The sequence below is a fragment of the Tissierellales bacterium genome (assembly GCA_025210965.1).
GTDB lineage: Bacteria > Bacillota > Clostridia > Tissierellales > JAOAQY01 > JAOAQY01.
The window spans coordinates 1-16626 of sequence record JAOAQY010000161.1 but is presented as its reverse complement, the minus strand read 5'-3'; the positions used below and the strand labels follow the sequence as shown (position 1 = coordinate 16626).

The 16626-nt window shown below is 30.9% G+C and carries 18 protein-coding genes; 1 reads left to right on the top strand and 17 read right to left on the bottom strand.

What is annotated here, in order from left to right; all coding sequences use genetic code 11:
* From N4A40_11470 to N4A40_11420, 11 genes are all read right to left on the bottom strand, one after another.
* Complete coding sequence (locus N4A40_11470; GenBank protein ID MCT4662472.1) at positions 1–498, bottom strand: hypothetical protein; 498 nt, start codon at positions 496–498, stop codon at positions 1–3.
* Positions 499–543: 45 nt separating this feature from the next.
* Positions 544–1296, bottom strand: a complete 753-nt coding sequence (locus tag N4A40_11465) for a PHP domain-containing protein (GenBank protein MCT4662471.1) — start codon at positions 1294–1296, stop codon at positions 544–546.
* 49 nt (positions 1297–1345) lie between these two features.
* Positions 1346–2197, bottom strand: coding sequence for an STM4011 family radical SAM protein (locus N4A40_11460; protein MCT4662470.1), 852 nt, complete (start codon positions 2195–2197; stop codon positions 1346–1348).
* Between the two features lie 14 nt (positions 2198–2211).
* Positions 2212–3534, bottom strand: coding sequence for an STM4012 family radical SAM protein (locus tag N4A40_11455; GenBank protein MCT4662469.1), 1323 nt, complete (start codon positions 3532–3534; stop codon positions 2212–2214).
* Positions 3535–3619: 85 nt separating this feature from the next.
* Positions 3620–4468, bottom strand: a complete 849-nt coding sequence (locus tag N4A40_11450) for an STM4013/SEN3800 family hydrolase (protein MCT4662468.1) — start codon at positions 4466–4468, stop codon at positions 3620–3622.
* Positions 4458–5600 carry an STM4014 family protein gene (locus N4A40_11445; GenBank protein ID MCT4662467.1) on the bottom strand — a complete coding sequence of 381 codons (1143 nt, stop codon included), beginning with the start codon at positions 5598–5600 and terminating at the stop codon, positions 4458–4460. Before N4A40_11445 ends, N4A40_11450 begins: the two co-directional genes overlap by 11 nt.
* A 4-nt stretch (positions 5601–5604) precedes the next feature.
* Positions 5605–6465 carry an STM4015 family protein gene (locus N4A40_11440; GenBank protein MCT4662466.1) on the bottom strand — a complete coding sequence of 287 codons (861 nt, stop codon included), beginning with the start codon at positions 6463–6465 and terminating at the stop codon, positions 5605–5607.
* A 120-nt stretch (positions 6466–6585) separates the two neighbouring features.
* Positions 6586–7911: an MATE family efflux transporter gene (locus N4A40_11435; protein MCT4662465.1), complete on the bottom strand. Its 1326-nt coding sequence runs from the start codon at positions 7909–7911 to the stop codon at positions 6586–6588.
* Between the two features lie 159 nt (positions 7912–8070).
* Positions 8071–8910: a pirin family protein gene (locus tag N4A40_11430; protein ID MCT4662464.1), complete on the bottom strand. Its 840-nt coding sequence runs from the start codon at positions 8908–8910 to the stop codon at positions 8071–8073.
* Positions 8911–8999: 89 nt separating this feature from the next.
* Complete coding sequence (locus N4A40_11425) at positions 9000–9515, bottom strand: NUDIX domain-containing protein (GenBank protein ID MCT4662463.1); 516 nt, start codon at positions 9513–9515, stop codon at positions 9000–9002.
* A gap of 115 nt (positions 9516–9630) precedes the next feature.
* Positions 9631–10545 (bottom strand): AraC family transcriptional regulator, encoded by a 915-nt coding sequence (locus tag N4A40_11420; protein ID MCT4662462.1) that lies wholly within the window; start codon positions 10543–10545, stop codon positions 9631–9633.
* Between the two features lie 117 nt (positions 10546–10662).
* Between N4A40_11420 and N4A40_11415 the strand changes: the two genes are divergently transcribed.
* Positions 10663–12030, top strand: a complete 1368-nt coding sequence (locus tag N4A40_11415) for an MATE family efflux transporter (GenBank protein MCT4662461.1) — start codon at positions 10663–10665, stop codon at positions 12028–12030.
* A gap of 63 nt (positions 12031–12093) precedes the next feature.
* On the opposite strand, the gene N4A40_11410 is transcribed toward N4A40_11415, so the two are convergent.
* The 6 genes from N4A40_11410 to N4A40_11385 all read right to left on the bottom strand — a co-directional run bounded on the left by N4A40_11410 (position 12094) and on the right by N4A40_11385 (position 16354).
* A complete protein-coding gene (locus tag N4A40_11410) occupies positions 12094–12543 on the bottom strand; it encodes a GyrI-like domain-containing protein (protein MCT4662460.1) in 450 nt (149 codons plus the stop codon).
* Between the two features lie 162 nt (positions 12544–12705).
* Entirely contained in the window at positions 12706–13119 is a 414-nt protein-coding gene (locus N4A40_11405) for a hypothetical protein (protein ID MCT4662459.1), read from the bottom strand.
* Between the two features lie 71 nt (positions 13120–13190).
* Entirely contained in the window at positions 13191–13742 is a 552-nt protein-coding gene (locus tag N4A40_11400) for an AAA family ATPase (protein ID MCT4662458.1), read from the bottom strand.
* Positions 13743–13894: 152 nt separating this feature from the next.
* Entirely contained in the window at positions 13895–14446 is a 552-nt protein-coding gene (locus N4A40_11395) for a flavodoxin family protein (GenBank protein MCT4662457.1), read from the bottom strand.
* Between the two features lie 233 nt (positions 14447–14679).
* A complete protein-coding gene (locus tag N4A40_11390) occupies positions 14680–15519 on the bottom strand; it encodes an AraC family transcriptional regulator (protein ID MCT4662456.1) in 840 nt (279 codons plus the stop codon).
* A gap of 223 nt (positions 15520–15742) precedes the next feature.
* A complete protein-coding gene (locus tag N4A40_11385; protein ID MCT4662455.1) occupies positions 15743–16354 on the bottom strand; it encodes an N-acetyltransferase in 612 nt (203 codons plus the stop codon).
* Positions 16355–16626 lie beyond the last annotated feature (272 nt).

Sequence of the window (16626 nt, the reverse complement as noted above, 5' to 3'; positions counted from 1 at the left end):
TTAAAATATATCCTCATATTCTTTTAAAGCTTCTTCATAACTAGGCACATCTACAAATTGAATATTTTCAACTTCAGCATCACAAAATTTCATCAAAAACAAATTTACACATCTTTTTATCTCTAAAATATTCAACACGTCTACATTATCCCACATCATTATGTAAGTTGGCTTTATTCCATATTTATTTTTAGGTGCCTTGTGTCTAACTTGATTAAAAAGTATCTCCTTTATTGTCCTTGGATAAATATAGTCATATACAACTTTATCAGACTCTAAAAAATCACGAATTTTATCTATATCTTCGTCTTCTTGATCTTCATCATCCATTATATTTTGAAGTACAGGTTTAGCATAAATATCACAACTTCCAATTAAATTCTTACAAGCAGCATCACCATATATACTTATATACTCATCGCATACTTCGATTAAACCATATTCTCCCCACCAAAAATTCATGGTTTCAGTTTTAATGAAAATCTCTTCAAATTTCATAATCTTCCTCCAACAAGTCTGTATATATATAATATATCATCAGGTCTATAACCACATAGCATTTTCTACGCGAGATACGTCCAATCCAGACTTTTCAATTACTTTCATAGCTATCTTCACATTCCCCACATCTCTAGACCTATGTGCATCGCTATTTATCACAAACTTCAGATGCTTGTATTTCAATGCCCTTTTTATCTGATCACAATTTAAGTATCTATGAAAATTGTTGATTTCTAGATACGTATTTGTCTCTGCTGCTACACTTGCTAATTTTTCTATATCTATGGGATAGCCGTCTCCCATATGAGTCAGAATTCGTATATCATATTTTCGCATAGATTTTATTGCACTTTGTGTATAGTAATATTTGAGTTCATCATAAAGTGACTTCTCTATGTGATTTTTTAGCCGTGCTCTTCTATCTAGATTTGACCTAATAGCTTTCAACTTTTCATTGTATACTATATCAAAATGAAAACCCGCTAATAACAAATCACTGTATCTAATATAATCACCGTCTATATCAAGTTTTCCCTCTAGGTCGACTATATTAGCCTCAATTCCAAGCAGTATCTCTATCTCTTTATATTTTTTATTCAAGCAATCAATTTCCAATCTCATATGCCTATAATCATCTTTACTCACCCCATACGAGCACATTGGTCCGTGATCTGCTATAACTATAAACTCAAGATTTTTAGATATCGCAGCTTTGACATTATCTTCGATACTTCCCATTCCATGACTATATCTCGTATGGGTATGATAATCTCCAATCAGCTTAAAATTCTTCATCAAAATCTCTCCCTAATATTTAAAAGAAAAGCCAGCTATTAACTGACTTTTATAACATTCTTCCTAATACACTATTCTTATATTTCGCTTCTAATCCTAATGACTCCATATTACTATATCCTATGAAACATGTACAATACTTTTTTGAACATTTTTCTTTCTTTGATAAATTATTTAAATCTACTTGATATATGTTTCCTAGTTTTATCTTATCTTTCCAGCACCTGTGGATGTTTCCATTAAATTCAACAAAAAACGCTGAATCACCAGTTTTACAGTACTCATTCTCAGACAAATGATTTTCCAAATTTATTTGAAAAAGATGATCTATGGATGACAAAAACTTTATATCATCATCAGTATAGTACGATTTTTCATCCTTATATGCATTAATCCAAAAATATGGTTTTCCAGCATCAAGCGAATTCAACAATTCACTCATCGCTCTTATATCTTCAAAATTTTCTTTAACGCCTACAATTCCGATAGTAAACTTGGCTTTTTTAGAAATCAAACACTTTACTTTTTCAAAATACGCATCTCTTTCTACCTGTTGTGGATGATATGTAGTCCAAAGTATCAATTTATCTCTATTTGCAAATTCTATCCAATCTAGCGAACTACTAAGATTTGTCTGCACCACTATTTCTATTACATTTTCCATTTTAGAAAGTACTGTAAATGCCTCTTTGTACATATCATGTATTAAGAGTTCACCTCTTGGAGCAAAAAATAGTCTAAATTTATGTCTTGAATTTTTTATATAATCTATAAATTTATATAAATATTTCTTTTCTTTCTTTAATGAAATTTCATCTAATTTCCCTTTAGAAAAAGGGCAATAAGAGCAAGTATAATTACAATACTTTAGAAAATTTCTATAGTAAATCGTATATTCCATAATTTTAAATGCCCCTATTCATTAAATTCTTCTATTTTCTGCTTAACAACATTTGATATAAAAAGCGGACCTATTGAATCCGAATGCAAAAGTCCCTTTTCAGTTGGAAAATATCTATTATCTCTTTTTTCTATAAAACCATACTCTTCCAAATCTTTTAATTCATCGTAATTCTCTGGTGATTCGCCAAATACATCATTATAATCGTCTAAATCAAGACCTGTGACTTTAAGTATCGATTTTTGAATATATCTTCTTTTCATTTCATCTTGATCTAATATATAACCATGCTTTGCATGTGAAAAATCTGTCTCAGCTATATATTCATCTATTATCTCATTTATATTATTTTGCAAAACCGCATACTTACGAGAATAGTGAACATTTCCGATATATGATCTTGCTCCGCATCCTATACCAATCATAGCATTTTCCTGACAGCTATATTCAGGATATAAATCCATTTTCATATCTTCTCTAATAAAATTTCTCATAGACGTCTGTATATAACCATTGCTCTTCAAAAAAGCTTTAGCAAACTCATACATTTCTTTCATCAAATCAATATTTTTCTCAGCTTTTGAGTAAAGACAAGTATTCTCTCTTATGTAGAGTGGATATATATACAATTCTTCTGGCGAATTGTATACAACTTTCTGAAGTGACTCTTTCCATGTCTCCATCGTTTGACCTTCTATGCCATAAATCAAATCTAAATTTCTAATTGGTATTTCTCTTTTAAATAATAAATCAATAGATTTTTTAATATTATCTAATCCTTCAAATCTATGAACATTCTTGAGTTCATTTTCTCTAAAACTCTGAATTCCCATACTTATTCTATCTATACCATAACTTTCAAATAGATTCAATTTCTCCTCGCTAAGCGTTCTCGGTGAAACCTCTGTTGATAAGAACGTATCATTATAGTCAATATTTAAGTACATTGATGCCGCATCAAGTACATCCTTTATCTCATTTACTTCGAGAATACTAGGCGTACCTCCACCAAATATTACACTTGAAAATATATTTTTATCGTCATCTTTTATATCTAGAAATTTTCCTACTGCTTTTATTTCGTTTATCAATTGCTTTACATAGCTGTGAATCCTATCTCTCTGTATTTTCGTACTAGACATCAAATTGCAATACCCACACTTACTTATACAAAACGGTATATGTATATAAAGAGTTATAGCTTCCGCATCATTTTCTCCCCAAAGAGATTTTAATTCTATCGGCGATTTAAACTCTCTATATGACATTTTGTGCGGATATGAATATATATAATTCTGATACGGATCTTCTAATACCTTTTTTATGCTTTCTTTCATACTTTTCTCCTCTTCAAAGCTCTTATTATTTTTTAATTCTTTAGTTGATGCAAAGCCAAATCAAGATGACTTTGCATTAACTATTTTACAAAAAGAAATGTCTATACGGTACATTATAAACAATTTCAGTAGACACATTGTGCCCTTCGTATCCTTCTTCACCATAGCAAGTTCCATGATCTGATAGTGCTATACAAAATGTCCTATTCCTATTTTTCATATACTCAAATAACGGCTCTAAGCACTTGTCCACATATCTAAGTGCTGCTTTTTGACTCTCTACACAATCTAATTTTGATGCCAATATATTTTTACTTGGGTTGTAACTTTTTTCAGCATTTTTATGTTCATCTAAATAATAATAATTAGGCCCATGTATTGCTGAAAAATTTATAAATAGAAATACTCTTTGATCTTTATCTGTATCTTCTAATACTTTGATTGCCTTTTGCACCTGATACTCCGCTGATTTTGGATTAGTCACTCCAAATCGTGGATTCCAATAACTTTCATCAAACATTTCAGGAAATACATTATATACGCCTTCTTTTTTGCTAAAGAATACAACTCCACCTATACATATGGTTTTATATCCTACATTTGAAAGCCCTTCCATTATGTGATTTCCCTTATACTTGAAAGCATTTTTTGTTTTCATAGACTTTAGCCCAGTTTTTTCTGTCATAAACAGCCATTCTCTATCGTGAAGTGGTTTATATTCTATTTCCGTAGGCAAAAAACCTATAAAAAAGCTATGATGAGATGAATACGTATAATTTCCAGGAGAATGTCTTTTTTCCCAACCGCCATCTCTACATAAATTAGGCAAATTTCCCGCTAAATACTCTTCATTCGCTACATCATATCTAAGTGTATCTAATGACAAAAATATGATATCATCATTTCCAACTACTTCATTCATATTAACTTCCATGTTTTTCACCTCTAATAATTTCTATTGCTTTTTTTATCTCTAAATAGTGCACATTCAAATCTGACCCTATTAGGTTGTGAAACAAATCTCCAAATGGATTTACATCTATTATATACGGTCTTCCGCTATTAGTTGTAATTACATCGAGCCCTGCAAATAGCGAATTTGAAAACACTTCCATCGCACTTTCTGAGGCTTTCTTTATAATTTCAAGTAAATCGTCATCCATTATATCACAGCTTTCGGCTCTTTCATTTTTCAGATGAAGATTCGTTATTGGCGTTTTACTCATTCTAGTCAAAAGATATTCAGCTTTTCCACCTAAAACGAAACTTCGAGTATCGAAAGCTTTACCTTGGTATTTATCTTTTGGAATCCAACTTTCTATATGCGCTCCATTTTTCAATACCCAATCAATCAAATGTCTGACTTTATTCTTTTCTGTAAATCTATTTACTCTATAATTGCTATAAAAATTCTCAGACTCACTGTTTAAAGATGTATAAATAATTTCTTGCCCTCTTCTAGGATTATTTGCATAACCTAAAACTCCTGTGCTGCCTGAACCATATCTGAGTTTTATAAATGCTTTCATTGGCTTATCTCCATACATATCACTAAACTCTTCATAGCTACAAACAGATTTAAAAGATTTTGGCAAATAAAACCCCTTACCTTCACTATTTAATTTCAAAATATCGTATGTTTGCTCCTTGTCCATCATAGCTAACATATCATCTATATCATTTAGCATATATACATTTTGATTTTGATACCTATCACAAACATTCTTTATCTCTCTAACTATAGATTCAAAACCATAATACCATTGTCTTGGAGAAATGATTTTAAAATCAGAAAAATCTATACCTCTAATAAAATCTTCTTTCAAATCTCCTTTTATTGCGCCTCTAATCAATAGAGATCTGTATATCTCCATATCTTTCTCTGGCGGTTCAATCTTTACTATCGTATTTTTCTTCATGTTACTCTCTAAAACTGAGATATCTTTCAATATCTCAGTCCATGTAATTATAGTTATATTATTTAAGTTTAAATGATTCAAACATTTTGAAAATATCTGCATTCTTCTTCCTGTCAAATCACCTATTAATAAAAAATTTATATTCATATCATTACTCCGTAATATAAGGGTATCTCCAATCTTCATCTTCGTAGTAGTCAGCATCATCTCTATCAACTAATACCTCTACATTAGTCTCTTTAAATGCATCTTCTAATTTTTGAAGCATTTCATCAGATGCGTAGTTAAATGTCAAATCTAGTTTTTGAAGTTTAGACAATTTTTCTATATTTTTAAGGACTTGTTCTGCACCTTTATCAGAAAATGTTCCAAGCGACATATCTAAGACATCCAAACCATCAATCATACCAGACTTTAGAATTTCTTCACATATCTCATCTTGAATTTCACTATTTTTAAGTCCAAGGAATTTTAACTTAGGAAACTTTTCTCTGCTCATAAATGGCTTTACAACTTCAATATCTCCATCAAATCCATAATCACTAACACCTAAATAAAGTTCTAAATGACTTAAATTAGGGAACGTAGCACTAGAAATATCTTCTAATGTAGCAGTTTCTAATCCTCCACTTATAATAACTAACTTCTCTAATGTATCACTAGCTGCATTTTCTAATCTCAAACTTTGTGATCCTTTTATAGTTAAAGTCTTTAGAGGAAATGCTGTAAGTAATCTAGTCAAATCAGTTTGTATAATCCAAGATACCTCGCACTCTTCTGAATCCATATCTCCAACATATATCTCTTCTACATTTGGAAATTTTTCCTTGTTCTCGTATAAATACTGAACCACATCTTCTGGGTCGCAATCAAAAGGCTCTTGCCATGCTCCTATTATTACTTTCTTTGCTTCACAAACCCCATTTTCCTCTATATATTTTTCTATTTTCCCCTTTAGTGTAATATCATCTTCACTTTCATCATAAGTCAAAAAGAATTTTATCTCGCTCATATCAATACCACCTTCTAATTTATTTTGTCCATCGTACATATGTTCCTTGTACTAAATAATAATCGGCAGTTCTCCAATTATACCTTAGTCATTTTTTGTGGAGTTTCTGTGTGAAAAATGTTACAAAAATGAATTAAAAATCAAACTCCTACTCTTATCTTTTACAGAGTATATTGCTAGCACACATACTAAGAATTCATTTACAATAAAAGAAAGCCAGACACCGTCCATTTCCCAAATAGCACTGAGTAAAATAACAAGTGGTATTATAAGTAGTCCCCCTCTGAGTACTGAAATTTTAAAAGCTTCTTTCACTCGTTCTATAACGCTTAGATACATCATCAAAACTATATTTATTCCTGCAAATAAAAAACCTGCAAAATATATGACCACTCCCCTATTTGCCATTTCAAATACTAATCTATTTCCCTCTGAGTTAAATGCACCTATTACTTCATTCGAAAAAATCAGCATACAAATATAAATTACTATAGCTATAGACACCGCTGAAAAAATTCCATATCTAAGAATTCTATCAACTTCACATTTATCTTGCCTACCATATGCTCTACTCAATATTGGCTGTATACCTTGTGCTAATCCTGTAAACACCGAAACACCTACTAATGCTATATTTGCAATAATACCGTAAGCTGCTACGCCTATATTCCCTGCTAGTTTCAATATAACCAAATTGAAACTTATCAATACTATCCCTGAAGAAATTTCTGCAACAAAAGCCGAAAGACCTAATCCAATCAAATCAATTAACACTCTAATATCAAAATCAACTTTGCTAAATGCAAATCCATTTTTGTGTTTTAAAAAATGTACTGATAAGCATATCAAACTAATAATAGGAGCTATGCTAGTTGCAAGCGCTGCACCAAACATCCCTAGATTAAGCATAAATATAAAAATATAATCTAACAAAATATTACTGAAACTACCTATCAGCATTGCCAACATCGAAAGTCTAGGATTGTTGTCATTCCTTACAAATGCAAGAATTACATTATTTAGTATAAAGAAAGGCGAAAAAACTAGTATAACCTTTAGGTATATATCAACTAGTAAAAGTACTTCTCCTCTAGCTCCTAGCAGTGATGCTAGATATTTTGATCCCAATGCTCCAATCAATGCAAACACCATCCCTATTCCAACTCCGCTTTTGACACTGTGATTGAAAACTATGTTTGCTCTGTCACTATGCTCCTTAGATTTCAAAATTCCATATCTGCTAGCTCCACCGATTCCTATCATCAATCCCGTTGCATATATTATGCTATATATTGATATAGAAAAATTTAGTGATGCTATTCCAATTGCTCCCATATCCTTCGATATGAAAAAAGTATCCGCTACTATATAGCATGAAAGACCTATCATGCCCGCTATATTTAGACTCACATACTTAAAAAAATTTTTCATAAGATTCTTTTCCAATAAAATTCCCTCCTAAAACAAAAAATGTCCTAAGACATTCCTTCTATGACCTAATGGAATATCCTAGAACACTATAATGACTTTACCCGGTGGCAAAATCCGTGTTTTTTATTTAATTTCAACTCAAATTTCAACTATTCAATTCTACAATGAACTTATCTAATAGTCAATTTTTTCTCTCAAAAAAGTTCCATTATCTAAATCTTCAAAAGCTCTTTTTAGCTCGTCTCTAGTATTCATAACTATTGGTCCGCCCCATGATATAGGCTCTTCAATCATATCCGAACTAACAAACAATACCTGAGTATATTCATTTACACTTTTTATTAATATACTGTCACCACTAGTCAACCTAACCGCCGTTTTCTCTTTTATTAGCTGATTTCCAATATAAATTTCACCTAAAAGAGTAAATAATATAACCGCCTTATCATTTTCAGTTTCTATTTCCACATCTGAATTCGGCTCTAAATGTATATCATAATAATCCAATGGCAAATATTTGCTCATGTATCCCGTAAATTCTCTATACTTACCTGCTAGCAATCTTATTTTACCATTTTTTATAGGTATTTCTTCTATTTCAGATGCTCTTATACTATGATACTCTGGCGAAACCATTTTGTATTTAGCTGGCAAATTTAGCCACAATTGAACTCCTAGCATACGATTTGATGCTGGTAATTTTTCTTCATGCATAATTCCAGAGCCAGCCGTCATCCATTGAACTTCTCCATCATGGATAGAATCTTCATTTCCAATACTATCTCTATGAATCATATTTCCTCTATAAACATAACTTATAGTTTCAATACCTCTGTGTGGATGCATCGGAAAACCAGCTATATAATCTTCTGGATTAGTGCTATCAAACGAATCTAAAAGCAATATCGGATCATATTCTTCTACAGTTTGATTTCCTAGTACTCTCACCAAACTTACGCCAGCACCATCTTTCGTTCTAAAACCACTTGTCATCGTTTTAATTTTTCGCTCCATGATATTCCCTCCAAATAAGCATATTTTAATGCTACTTCAATGGAATTCATACCCCTCAAAATGGAATGCTAACAAAGTCTAAAACAAAATTATTTACTCTCAATAACTTCTTTTATTCTATCTATATCCCTCATCAATCTATCTCTATGTGCGCTAACATACTCGCTAGAATTTATAAACTCAAAAAACTCTTCTTGTTTAAGCCACTTATAATCTATCGTTTCTCCATCTTGAAGAGTAACTGAAGCTTTATCACAATCAGTTACGCATATATATTGATCGTAAATTGATTTTCCATTTACTTTCACAAATCTAGACAAAAACTCTAGCTCACCAGCAATTATTCCTGTCTCTTCTTGTAATTCTCTAAAAGCGCCATTTTTAGACGTTTCACCTTTCAAAATACTTCCACCAGCCGAAGCTTCATAAAGCCCTGGATAATTCGGTTTTCTCAAGTCTCTCTGCATGACTAGAATACTCCCATCCTCATGCACAACCAATATCTCTGCAACTATATGATATATCCCCTTCGGAACAACTTCTCCTCGAATTAAATCTATTCCAGCTAGTGAACCATCTGCATTGTATCCATCCCATATTTCCATAATCTCACCACTTCCATAATTAATCAAAAAATTTGTACTCTAAAGTTATATTCTAACACAATCCTGCATCGATTAATTTAATTTTGAATTTTATCAACAAAACCAATTTCATACTTCATCTATTTTCATCCAATATTTTCCTATAAGCTCTTGAACTCATTTCAAAATATTTTTTAAAAATTCTACTAAAGTAACTTGTACTAGAAAATCCTGACTCTAAAGCTATTTTAGTTATAGAATCGTCCGTATTTTCAATTCTTCGTTTTGCTACCTGAGACCTATACTCGTTTAAATAATCTGTAAATGTTCTCCCAGTCTTTGACTTAAAAAACCTACAAAAATAACTTTCATTGAATCCTGCTACTTGAGCTATATCAGATAATAAAATGCTCTCAGTAAAATTTTGTTCTATGAATTTAAATACTTTTTTCAATATGTTTTTATTATTCAAGCTAGAATAATTATTTTCTTCAAGTGAACTAGTATATTTGTAAATAGAATCTAGCAGCAAATATATCTGACCGTATATCGCAAGTCTATTTATTGTATCTTCATCATTAAGGTAATCTCTTATATTCAAAATATGTTCCTCAATATGACTTCTAACTAACTCATGTCCACCCTCAAACTTAATCCATTTATTACTCGTTTCAAAAGGAAATATATGAAGATTTCCTCCTATAGATTCTAATTGTGAGACGTCTATCAGCATTGCATAATGAGCATTTTCAACCCCAATACTATGTATATCAAAAGCATCAACCAAAATAATATCTCCAATTGATGGTTTTATAATTTCTCCATTTATCGAAAACTCCGTTCTATCCCCTGTAATCATTAAAACCTCAATATTATTATGCCAGTGCAAAAATTCATGTCCACATGGTGGAACAAATCTTTTTCGTTTAATATTACTAGTATAATTCACACATTCTATTAGTTCCTCGTTTCCATGAATCGATTGAAAATGATACAAAATGAATGGCAATCTATGCTTTTCAAAAAATAAATTTTCATATATTGTAAACATAATACACCTCCATTGTCAATATCGTACAACTTTTAGTCAATAATATTATATCATCTCCACTTTCTTTTGTGTAAAATAGTAAATCATATCGCACATTAAAATATAGAGGTGAAAATAATGAAAATTAACAACAATATAAAACACATATTTCCAATCGCATTTCCAATTGCAATCCAAGGTTTAATTCAGACTTCTATCGGTATTATTGACCAAATGATGGTTTCGAGATTAGGCAACTCTGCAATAGCTGCTGCTGGTCTTGCAAATCACCCGATGACAGTCTTGTTCTTCTTATCGCTTGGAATTGCTGGCGGCACTGGAATTTTTGCTGCCCAATACTATGGTGACAAACAATATAAAAATATCAGCAAAGTAGTTCAGATTTCGCATATATACAGTTTACTGATAACAATTCCTCTAATGATTTTAACTGGATTAACTCCAAAGCTTGTTTTACAACTATTTACAACTGATCAAGAAGTTATTTTGCTTGGTTCTAATTACCTTCGTATTATTTCAATAAGCTGTATTCCCTTTATGATTACTCTAATAAATAGTTCTGCACTAAAGGCGTGCGGAAATGTAAAACTTCCATTTATCGCTGGAGTAGTTTCTGTAATTGTAAATACATCTTTAAATTATATATTTATTTATAGTCTTGGTTTTGGACTTAAAGGTGCCGCTATAGCTACATTAATTGCTAGAATTATAGAATCCTTTATGTTAATTTACGGATATAATATGCTAAATAAAAAACTAAAGAACAAACAAAAAAATAGTCTAAATCCTTCCACTACATCCCGTAAATTTGAAAACAAATATGTAAAAAATAACTATTTGAAAGTAACTTTGCCATTAGTTCTAGGTGAATTTGTATTTATTACAAGCATAACATTTTACACTACTCTCTATGCCAGAATGGGAACAATAGAAATGGCTGCAGTTACAGTTCTTGTTCCAATGCAAAATATTACATTCGGATTATTTTCTGGAGTTAGCACCGCTGCTGCTGTCTTAATTGGTCAAGCTCTTGGAAATAAAAATCTCGAACAAGCTCAGACTCTTGCCATTAATATTCTAAAAACAACTTTCATTTTAGCCATTATGTTGTGTTCGTTCTTCATAGTAACGATGCCCTTTTATATAAATTTATTTTCATTAAGTAGCGAAGTAAAATCAATGACATTTGCACTATCTTGGGCTATCATCTTATTTCTACCTGCTCGCATAATGAATATGATACTAGGAGATGGCATTCTTAAAAGTGGTGGTGAAACAAAATTCATGCTAAAAATGTCTTTATTTACACTATTCGGAATTGGAGTTCCAATGGGTATTCTAACTGGTTTTCTCTTCAAATTACCACTAGTCTATGTTTATTGTGCTGTTTCTGTAGAAGAAATCGCTAGATGTCTTATTGGTTTATGGAAAACTAAAACTGGCACATGGAAAGTTAATTTAACTCAAAACAAGGCAGCTGCATGATATCTATCAAATAAAAAATGTCCAGCCTAAATTTTATTTTTTGGCTGGACTCTATTATCTTTATTACTTAATTCCAATATATATATCTATCTCTTGATTTTCCATATCTTCACTGTGATAAACTTCAAAATCAGAAATATAAGTTCTTTCTAAATTCATATCCCAAATATTTTGCCATGCTTCAGCCACTGCATTAACTACATCACCTTTAACCGTAAATTTTGCAAATTTTCCAGCTCTTATAACCTGGCTCTCTAGTCCATTACTCAAAAGCTCCGTCACTTCCATACAGCACATGAATCTATATGGTTTAGTAGCATCGCTTTCATAATCTGTATACAAGCCAATTGCCTCACCCGTTTTTTTATTCTCTATACGATGAGCTAAACCTGACTCTATAAATTTTTTCCACAGCAATCCTATGTCTTCCTTTGATTTACAATTTTCATTTGTCGTCATTGTAGATATACCCATAACTATCATTTTTTCAATTTCTACTATTTGATATTTCATTTTCTCATCTCCTTTTTATTAATTCCATTATAAGCTTCATAATGCGACAACATGATGTCGCCATTACACTGCTATACTAAACATAATTCAAAGGAGGGAATTATTTTGAATTACTCTCAGCAGATAGTTAACAATAAAAAAACTGGATTTTGAGGACAAAAATCATTTCCCCAAAATCCAGTTAATCCCATCTTTTAGTGTCTTTCGCTCACAGTCTTCTTGGCACATCTCTAGGAGATATTTTACTATGTTTCGATTTCTATTTCCCAAATCACCTGAAACATTTTCTGTGCCTGTGGCAAATGCAAATAATTCCGTTTTTGACTCATCAATTTCTGTAATTTTAAGGTAAAACGGAGCATATCCTCCGCCTTGTCCTAGTAATGAACCTAGTGTAGCTGCTCCATATGCCGATGTAACTCCATTATATATTTTTATATTTTTGCCATTTATGTCTACTAACTCATCTTTATGTTCTATTTCCCATTTAAGGTTTCTAGCATTTACTTTGAATTTTTTTTCAACCCAACCTATGGGTTTGTCTATTTCTATTTTTTTCATTTCTTCAAAACTCATATAATCACCTCTAATGATATTATATTGCGCATATATTATTATTTCTACATTTTTTCAAAATAAATATCTATTTATAATTCAAATCTTTCCTTTATCATATTCGCAGTTTCTCTAGCACTTAGGTTGGTATTGTCAATTTTCATATAATTCTCTGAATCAAATTCTCCATCCTCCGATATCAACCTAAACTTTTCCATAGTTGATAACAAATCATTTCTTGAAAACTCTAGATCTCTCTTACTAGGTTTCTCTAACAACCTTTTCTCTGTTGTATTTCGTTTAAGTCTTTCTTGTACATCAGAAACTAACTCTACAAAGTAAACATCATAACCTTCGAATAGACCTTTGACATACTCTATATACTCCCAATCACTCTCTTGATCTAATGCCCACACATATGTGAATATTAGTCCTTTTCCATGATTAGCACATGCCTTTAATACTAATTCACGCACCCCACCATTTATTTCATTGAAAAGAGGAGTTCCGTATTTGGCAAATTTTAGTCCCAATTCTATCGACATATGATTGTGAAACAATTTCAAATCAGCTATATTTGCTAATTCCTCGCCTACTGTCATCTTTCCAACTGCTTGTGCGCCAAACATAATTACTAAATTCATAATTCTCCAAACTCTCCTTTCAATATAATCAAAACATATAATTTTGTTTCTTTATACTATAACAGTATTTTGAAGTACATGTCCATTAAAATTTCCATAAAAAAACACAGTCTTGATATTTAAATACTCACAAGACTGTTCTTTATTCACTGCTAAGCTTTTAAATTTTTACCAATTTCATAACATGCTTCTAGATACTCTGGATGCTCACTCATCGAATCATTTGCAATAAAGATTTCTACTTCTTCGAAACCGACATGCTTGAATTTACCTTCTAATGATTTTGCATATTCTTTATAAACATTTTCATCATGATTTCCATGTGAAACAACCAATACGCATTTTTTACCTTTTTTCATAGTACTAGAGAATTTAAAATTGCTATCCATGCGTGTATATGAATAGAATCTATCAAATACCATTTTTAGCTGTGCACTCATTTCATGGAAATAGATAGGCACCCCAACAACTACCACATCAGCGTCTTCAATAGCTTCATAAATATCTACCATATCATCTTTAATGACACATATATTATCTTTTCTACAAGCCATACAAGATTGACAACCTTTGATTTTCATTTTATTCGGCATAAAACTTGTTATTTCTCCACCTACTTCTTTAACTCCTTCTACTATTTTACCAATCAATTTCTCAGAACATCCATTTTTTCTTGGGCTTCCATTAATCGTTACAATTTTCATAATAACTACTCCTTTCTAATACATCAACTTTACTTAATTAAATTATATATTGGATTAACTGTATAAACTTCTGAATTCGTGCTCTCTAATATTCAAACAAAAAAATCTATCTCAACAATAGGCAAATACGTCCATGCTGAGATAGATTTTTAAATTCTAACATAATTAACTTTCAATATTTCCATAACTAGATTATAAAGCAAAATCTAATGGGAAACTTCTGTATTCGTACTTTAGCAATATGGTATGTGGACATTGAATATATAAAAATCATTTTCAACATCTACAAATTCAAACATATTGAATATCCTTCTGTTCTTTAAATCAAAATTCAAGCTAGACTGAGGAATCCATATGCCCATTATACCTTGGAACATTCCAAATATATCATCATAACTGCCTTCAAAATGATATATCATATAGCTTCCACCCTTTATTATCATTTTATTGTGATCAGATGTCGGTAATTGAGATGTAGTAATACAAAGATCTGTTATACACTTATCTGGATCTGTAATAAATGGATCATTGTAAGAAATTTCAATTCTCAAACTATTCTCATCATAGTAAAGTCCATTTTCTTCAAAAAATAATTTCCATCTATCCTGTAGTTTTCTATAATCTCCAATAAACCGTTCATAAATAACTTCAATATCATTCAACAATCTAGGCTCCATCCTATCATTGAAAAAATCGAAATCTATCTTAGATAAATCAGCAAACATCCCTTTTCGCTCCTTTATCTTGCTTTCAGTAAAATATTTTTTATACTTTGAAGGAGATTTGTCGTAGTGTTCTCCAAAAGCAACACTATAATTAGACGAACTATATCCATAATTTGCACTTATTTCTGTTATGGATTTATCACTATCTACTATCATATTCAAAGCACTATTCTCTATTTTCATCCTTTTTATAAACGAATATACACTTTCCCCAACTTCAGCTCTAAATAATCTATTAAAATAATATTTTGAATAATGACAATGATTTGCAACCTCTTCCACCGTCAAATTTTCTTCAATATTTTCTTTTATATAATCTATAGCATCTATAATTATTTTCTTATACAAGTTAGAACCTCCTCTCTAGAAATAGTATACTCTCTATATTCACAATATACCCATATTAATGGTTTTATTATTAATTTACAACTACTTCTACTTTCAAGCACACTAGTCATTTTTCCACAAAAAACAGCGTCAGCTACAACATTTCAATGAAACTTCACTGAAACAATGTAACTGACACCTATGTGCTCTATATTTTATCTTTTTTTACTTATAACTTCATTGATCAAGAAAGCTGAGTATCTGTAACCAATTTCTCCTTATATGGAAACTGTTTATCAAAATTATCTACATCCTTTTCCTCCACATGAAAAACTTCATCCTCATAAAATTTACCAACAACTTTATCCAGTGCTCCATCGTATAATTCTAATGCCATAAAAGCCTCCATGTTTTCACCCATAGAAGTCTGGATATTATAAATTTCCGCATTTTTGAATCCAAACCTGTTGTAATAATTAGGATCTCCAAAAATGATAACTGCATTAAAACCCAAATCTTTAGCTACTCTCAATGTATGTTTCATAAGCATTGAACCAATGCCCTTTCCCTGATAACTTGGTAAAACACTAAGTGGTCCCATGCACAATACTTCTGATTCATATCCATCATTATTTAAAACCTTTGCTTTTGAATACATTATATTTCCAACAATTAAACTGTCATGATATGCCACAAAGTCAAGTTCCTTTATAAACGCACTACTCTCTCTAAGCTTGTGAATAACAAAATGTTCTGTACAACCTGGATGGTACAAATTCCAAAATGCTTCCCTAGTCAAATTTTCTACTTCCCTAAAATCCTTTTCATTCTCTAAACAAATCTCTATATTTATCATCGATATTCTCCTTTTCTATCTATACTCGAATTCTTAAACTCTAGCGACAAAAGAACAATACGCAAAATATATAATTACATCCAAATGCTAATTAAGCGTATTCTCCTGATATCGCTTTAGCACAATGCTCTTTCTAATTTTCAAAAAAACACAACCCTTCCTCAATATTATCAATATTTTATCACGAATTCACAATTCAATCTATCAATTTTTTACTATTTTTTTGCAATAATCTGCATTATAATTAATGTCAATCTTAACTTTCACTTTGG

Excerpts from the sequence above, each read along its gene's own strand:
- N4A40_11425 (MCT4662463.1), bottom strand. The coding sequence starts at position 9,515 with ATGGAAATATGGGATGGATACAATGCAGATGGTTCACTAGCTGGAATA.
- N4A40_11395 (MCT4662457.1), bottom strand. The coding sequence starts at position 14,446 with ATGAAAATTGTAACGATTAATGGAAGCCCAAGAAAAAATGGATGTTCT.
- N4A40_11440 (MCT4662466.1), bottom strand. The coding sequence starts at position 6,465 with ATGAGCGAGATAAAATTCTTTTTGACTTATGATGAAAGTGAAGATGAT.
- N4A40_11420 (MCT4662462.1), bottom strand. The coding sequence starts at position 10,545 with ATGTTTACAATATATGAAAATTTATTTTTTGAAAAGCATAGATTGCCA.
- N4A40_11430 (MCT4662464.1), bottom strand. The coding sequence starts at position 8,910 with ATGGAGCGAAAAATTAAAACGATGACAAGTGGTTTTAGAACGAAAGAT.
- N4A40_11470 (MCT4662472.1), bottom strand. The coding sequence starts at position 498 with ATGAAATTTGAAGAGATTTTCATTAAAACTGAAACCATGAATTTTTGG.
- N4A40_11385 (MCT4662455.1), bottom strand. The coding sequence starts at position 16,354 with ATGATAAATATAGAGATTTGTTTAGAGAATGAAAAGGATTTTAGGGAA.
- N4A40_11400 (MCT4662458.1), bottom strand. The coding sequence starts at position 13,742 with ATGAATTTAGTAATTATGTTTGGCGCACAAGCAGTTGGAAAGATGACA.
- N4A40_11455 (MCT4662469.1), bottom strand. The coding sequence starts at position 3,534 with ATGAAAGAAAGCATAAAAAAGGTATTAGAAGATCCGTATCAGAATTAT.
- N4A40_11445 (MCT4662467.1), bottom strand. The coding sequence starts at position 5,600 with ATGAATATAAATTTTTTATTAATAGGTGATTTGACAGGAAGAAGAATG.
- N4A40_11465 (MCT4662471.1), bottom strand. The coding sequence starts at position 1,296 with ATGAAGAATTTTAAGCTGATTGGAGATTATCATACCCATACGAGATAT.
- N4A40_11405 (MCT4662459.1), bottom strand. The coding sequence starts at position 13,119 with ATGAGTTTTGAAGAAATGAAAAAAATAGAAATAGACAAACCCATAGGT.
- N4A40_11450 (MCT4662468.1), bottom strand. The coding sequence starts at position 4,468 with ATGGAAGTTAATATGAATGAAGTAGTTGGAAATGATGATATCATATTT.
- N4A40_11410 (MCT4662460.1), bottom strand. The coding sequence starts at position 12,543 with ATGAAATATCAAATAGTAGAAATTGAAAAAATGATAGTTATGGGTATA.
- N4A40_11415 (MCT4662461.1), top strand. The coding sequence starts at position 10,663 with ATGAAAATTAACAACAATATAAAACACATATTTCCAATCGCATTTCCA.
- N4A40_11460 (MCT4662470.1), bottom strand. The coding sequence starts at position 2,197 with ATGGAATATACGATTTACTATAGAAATTTTCTAAAGTATTGTAATTAT.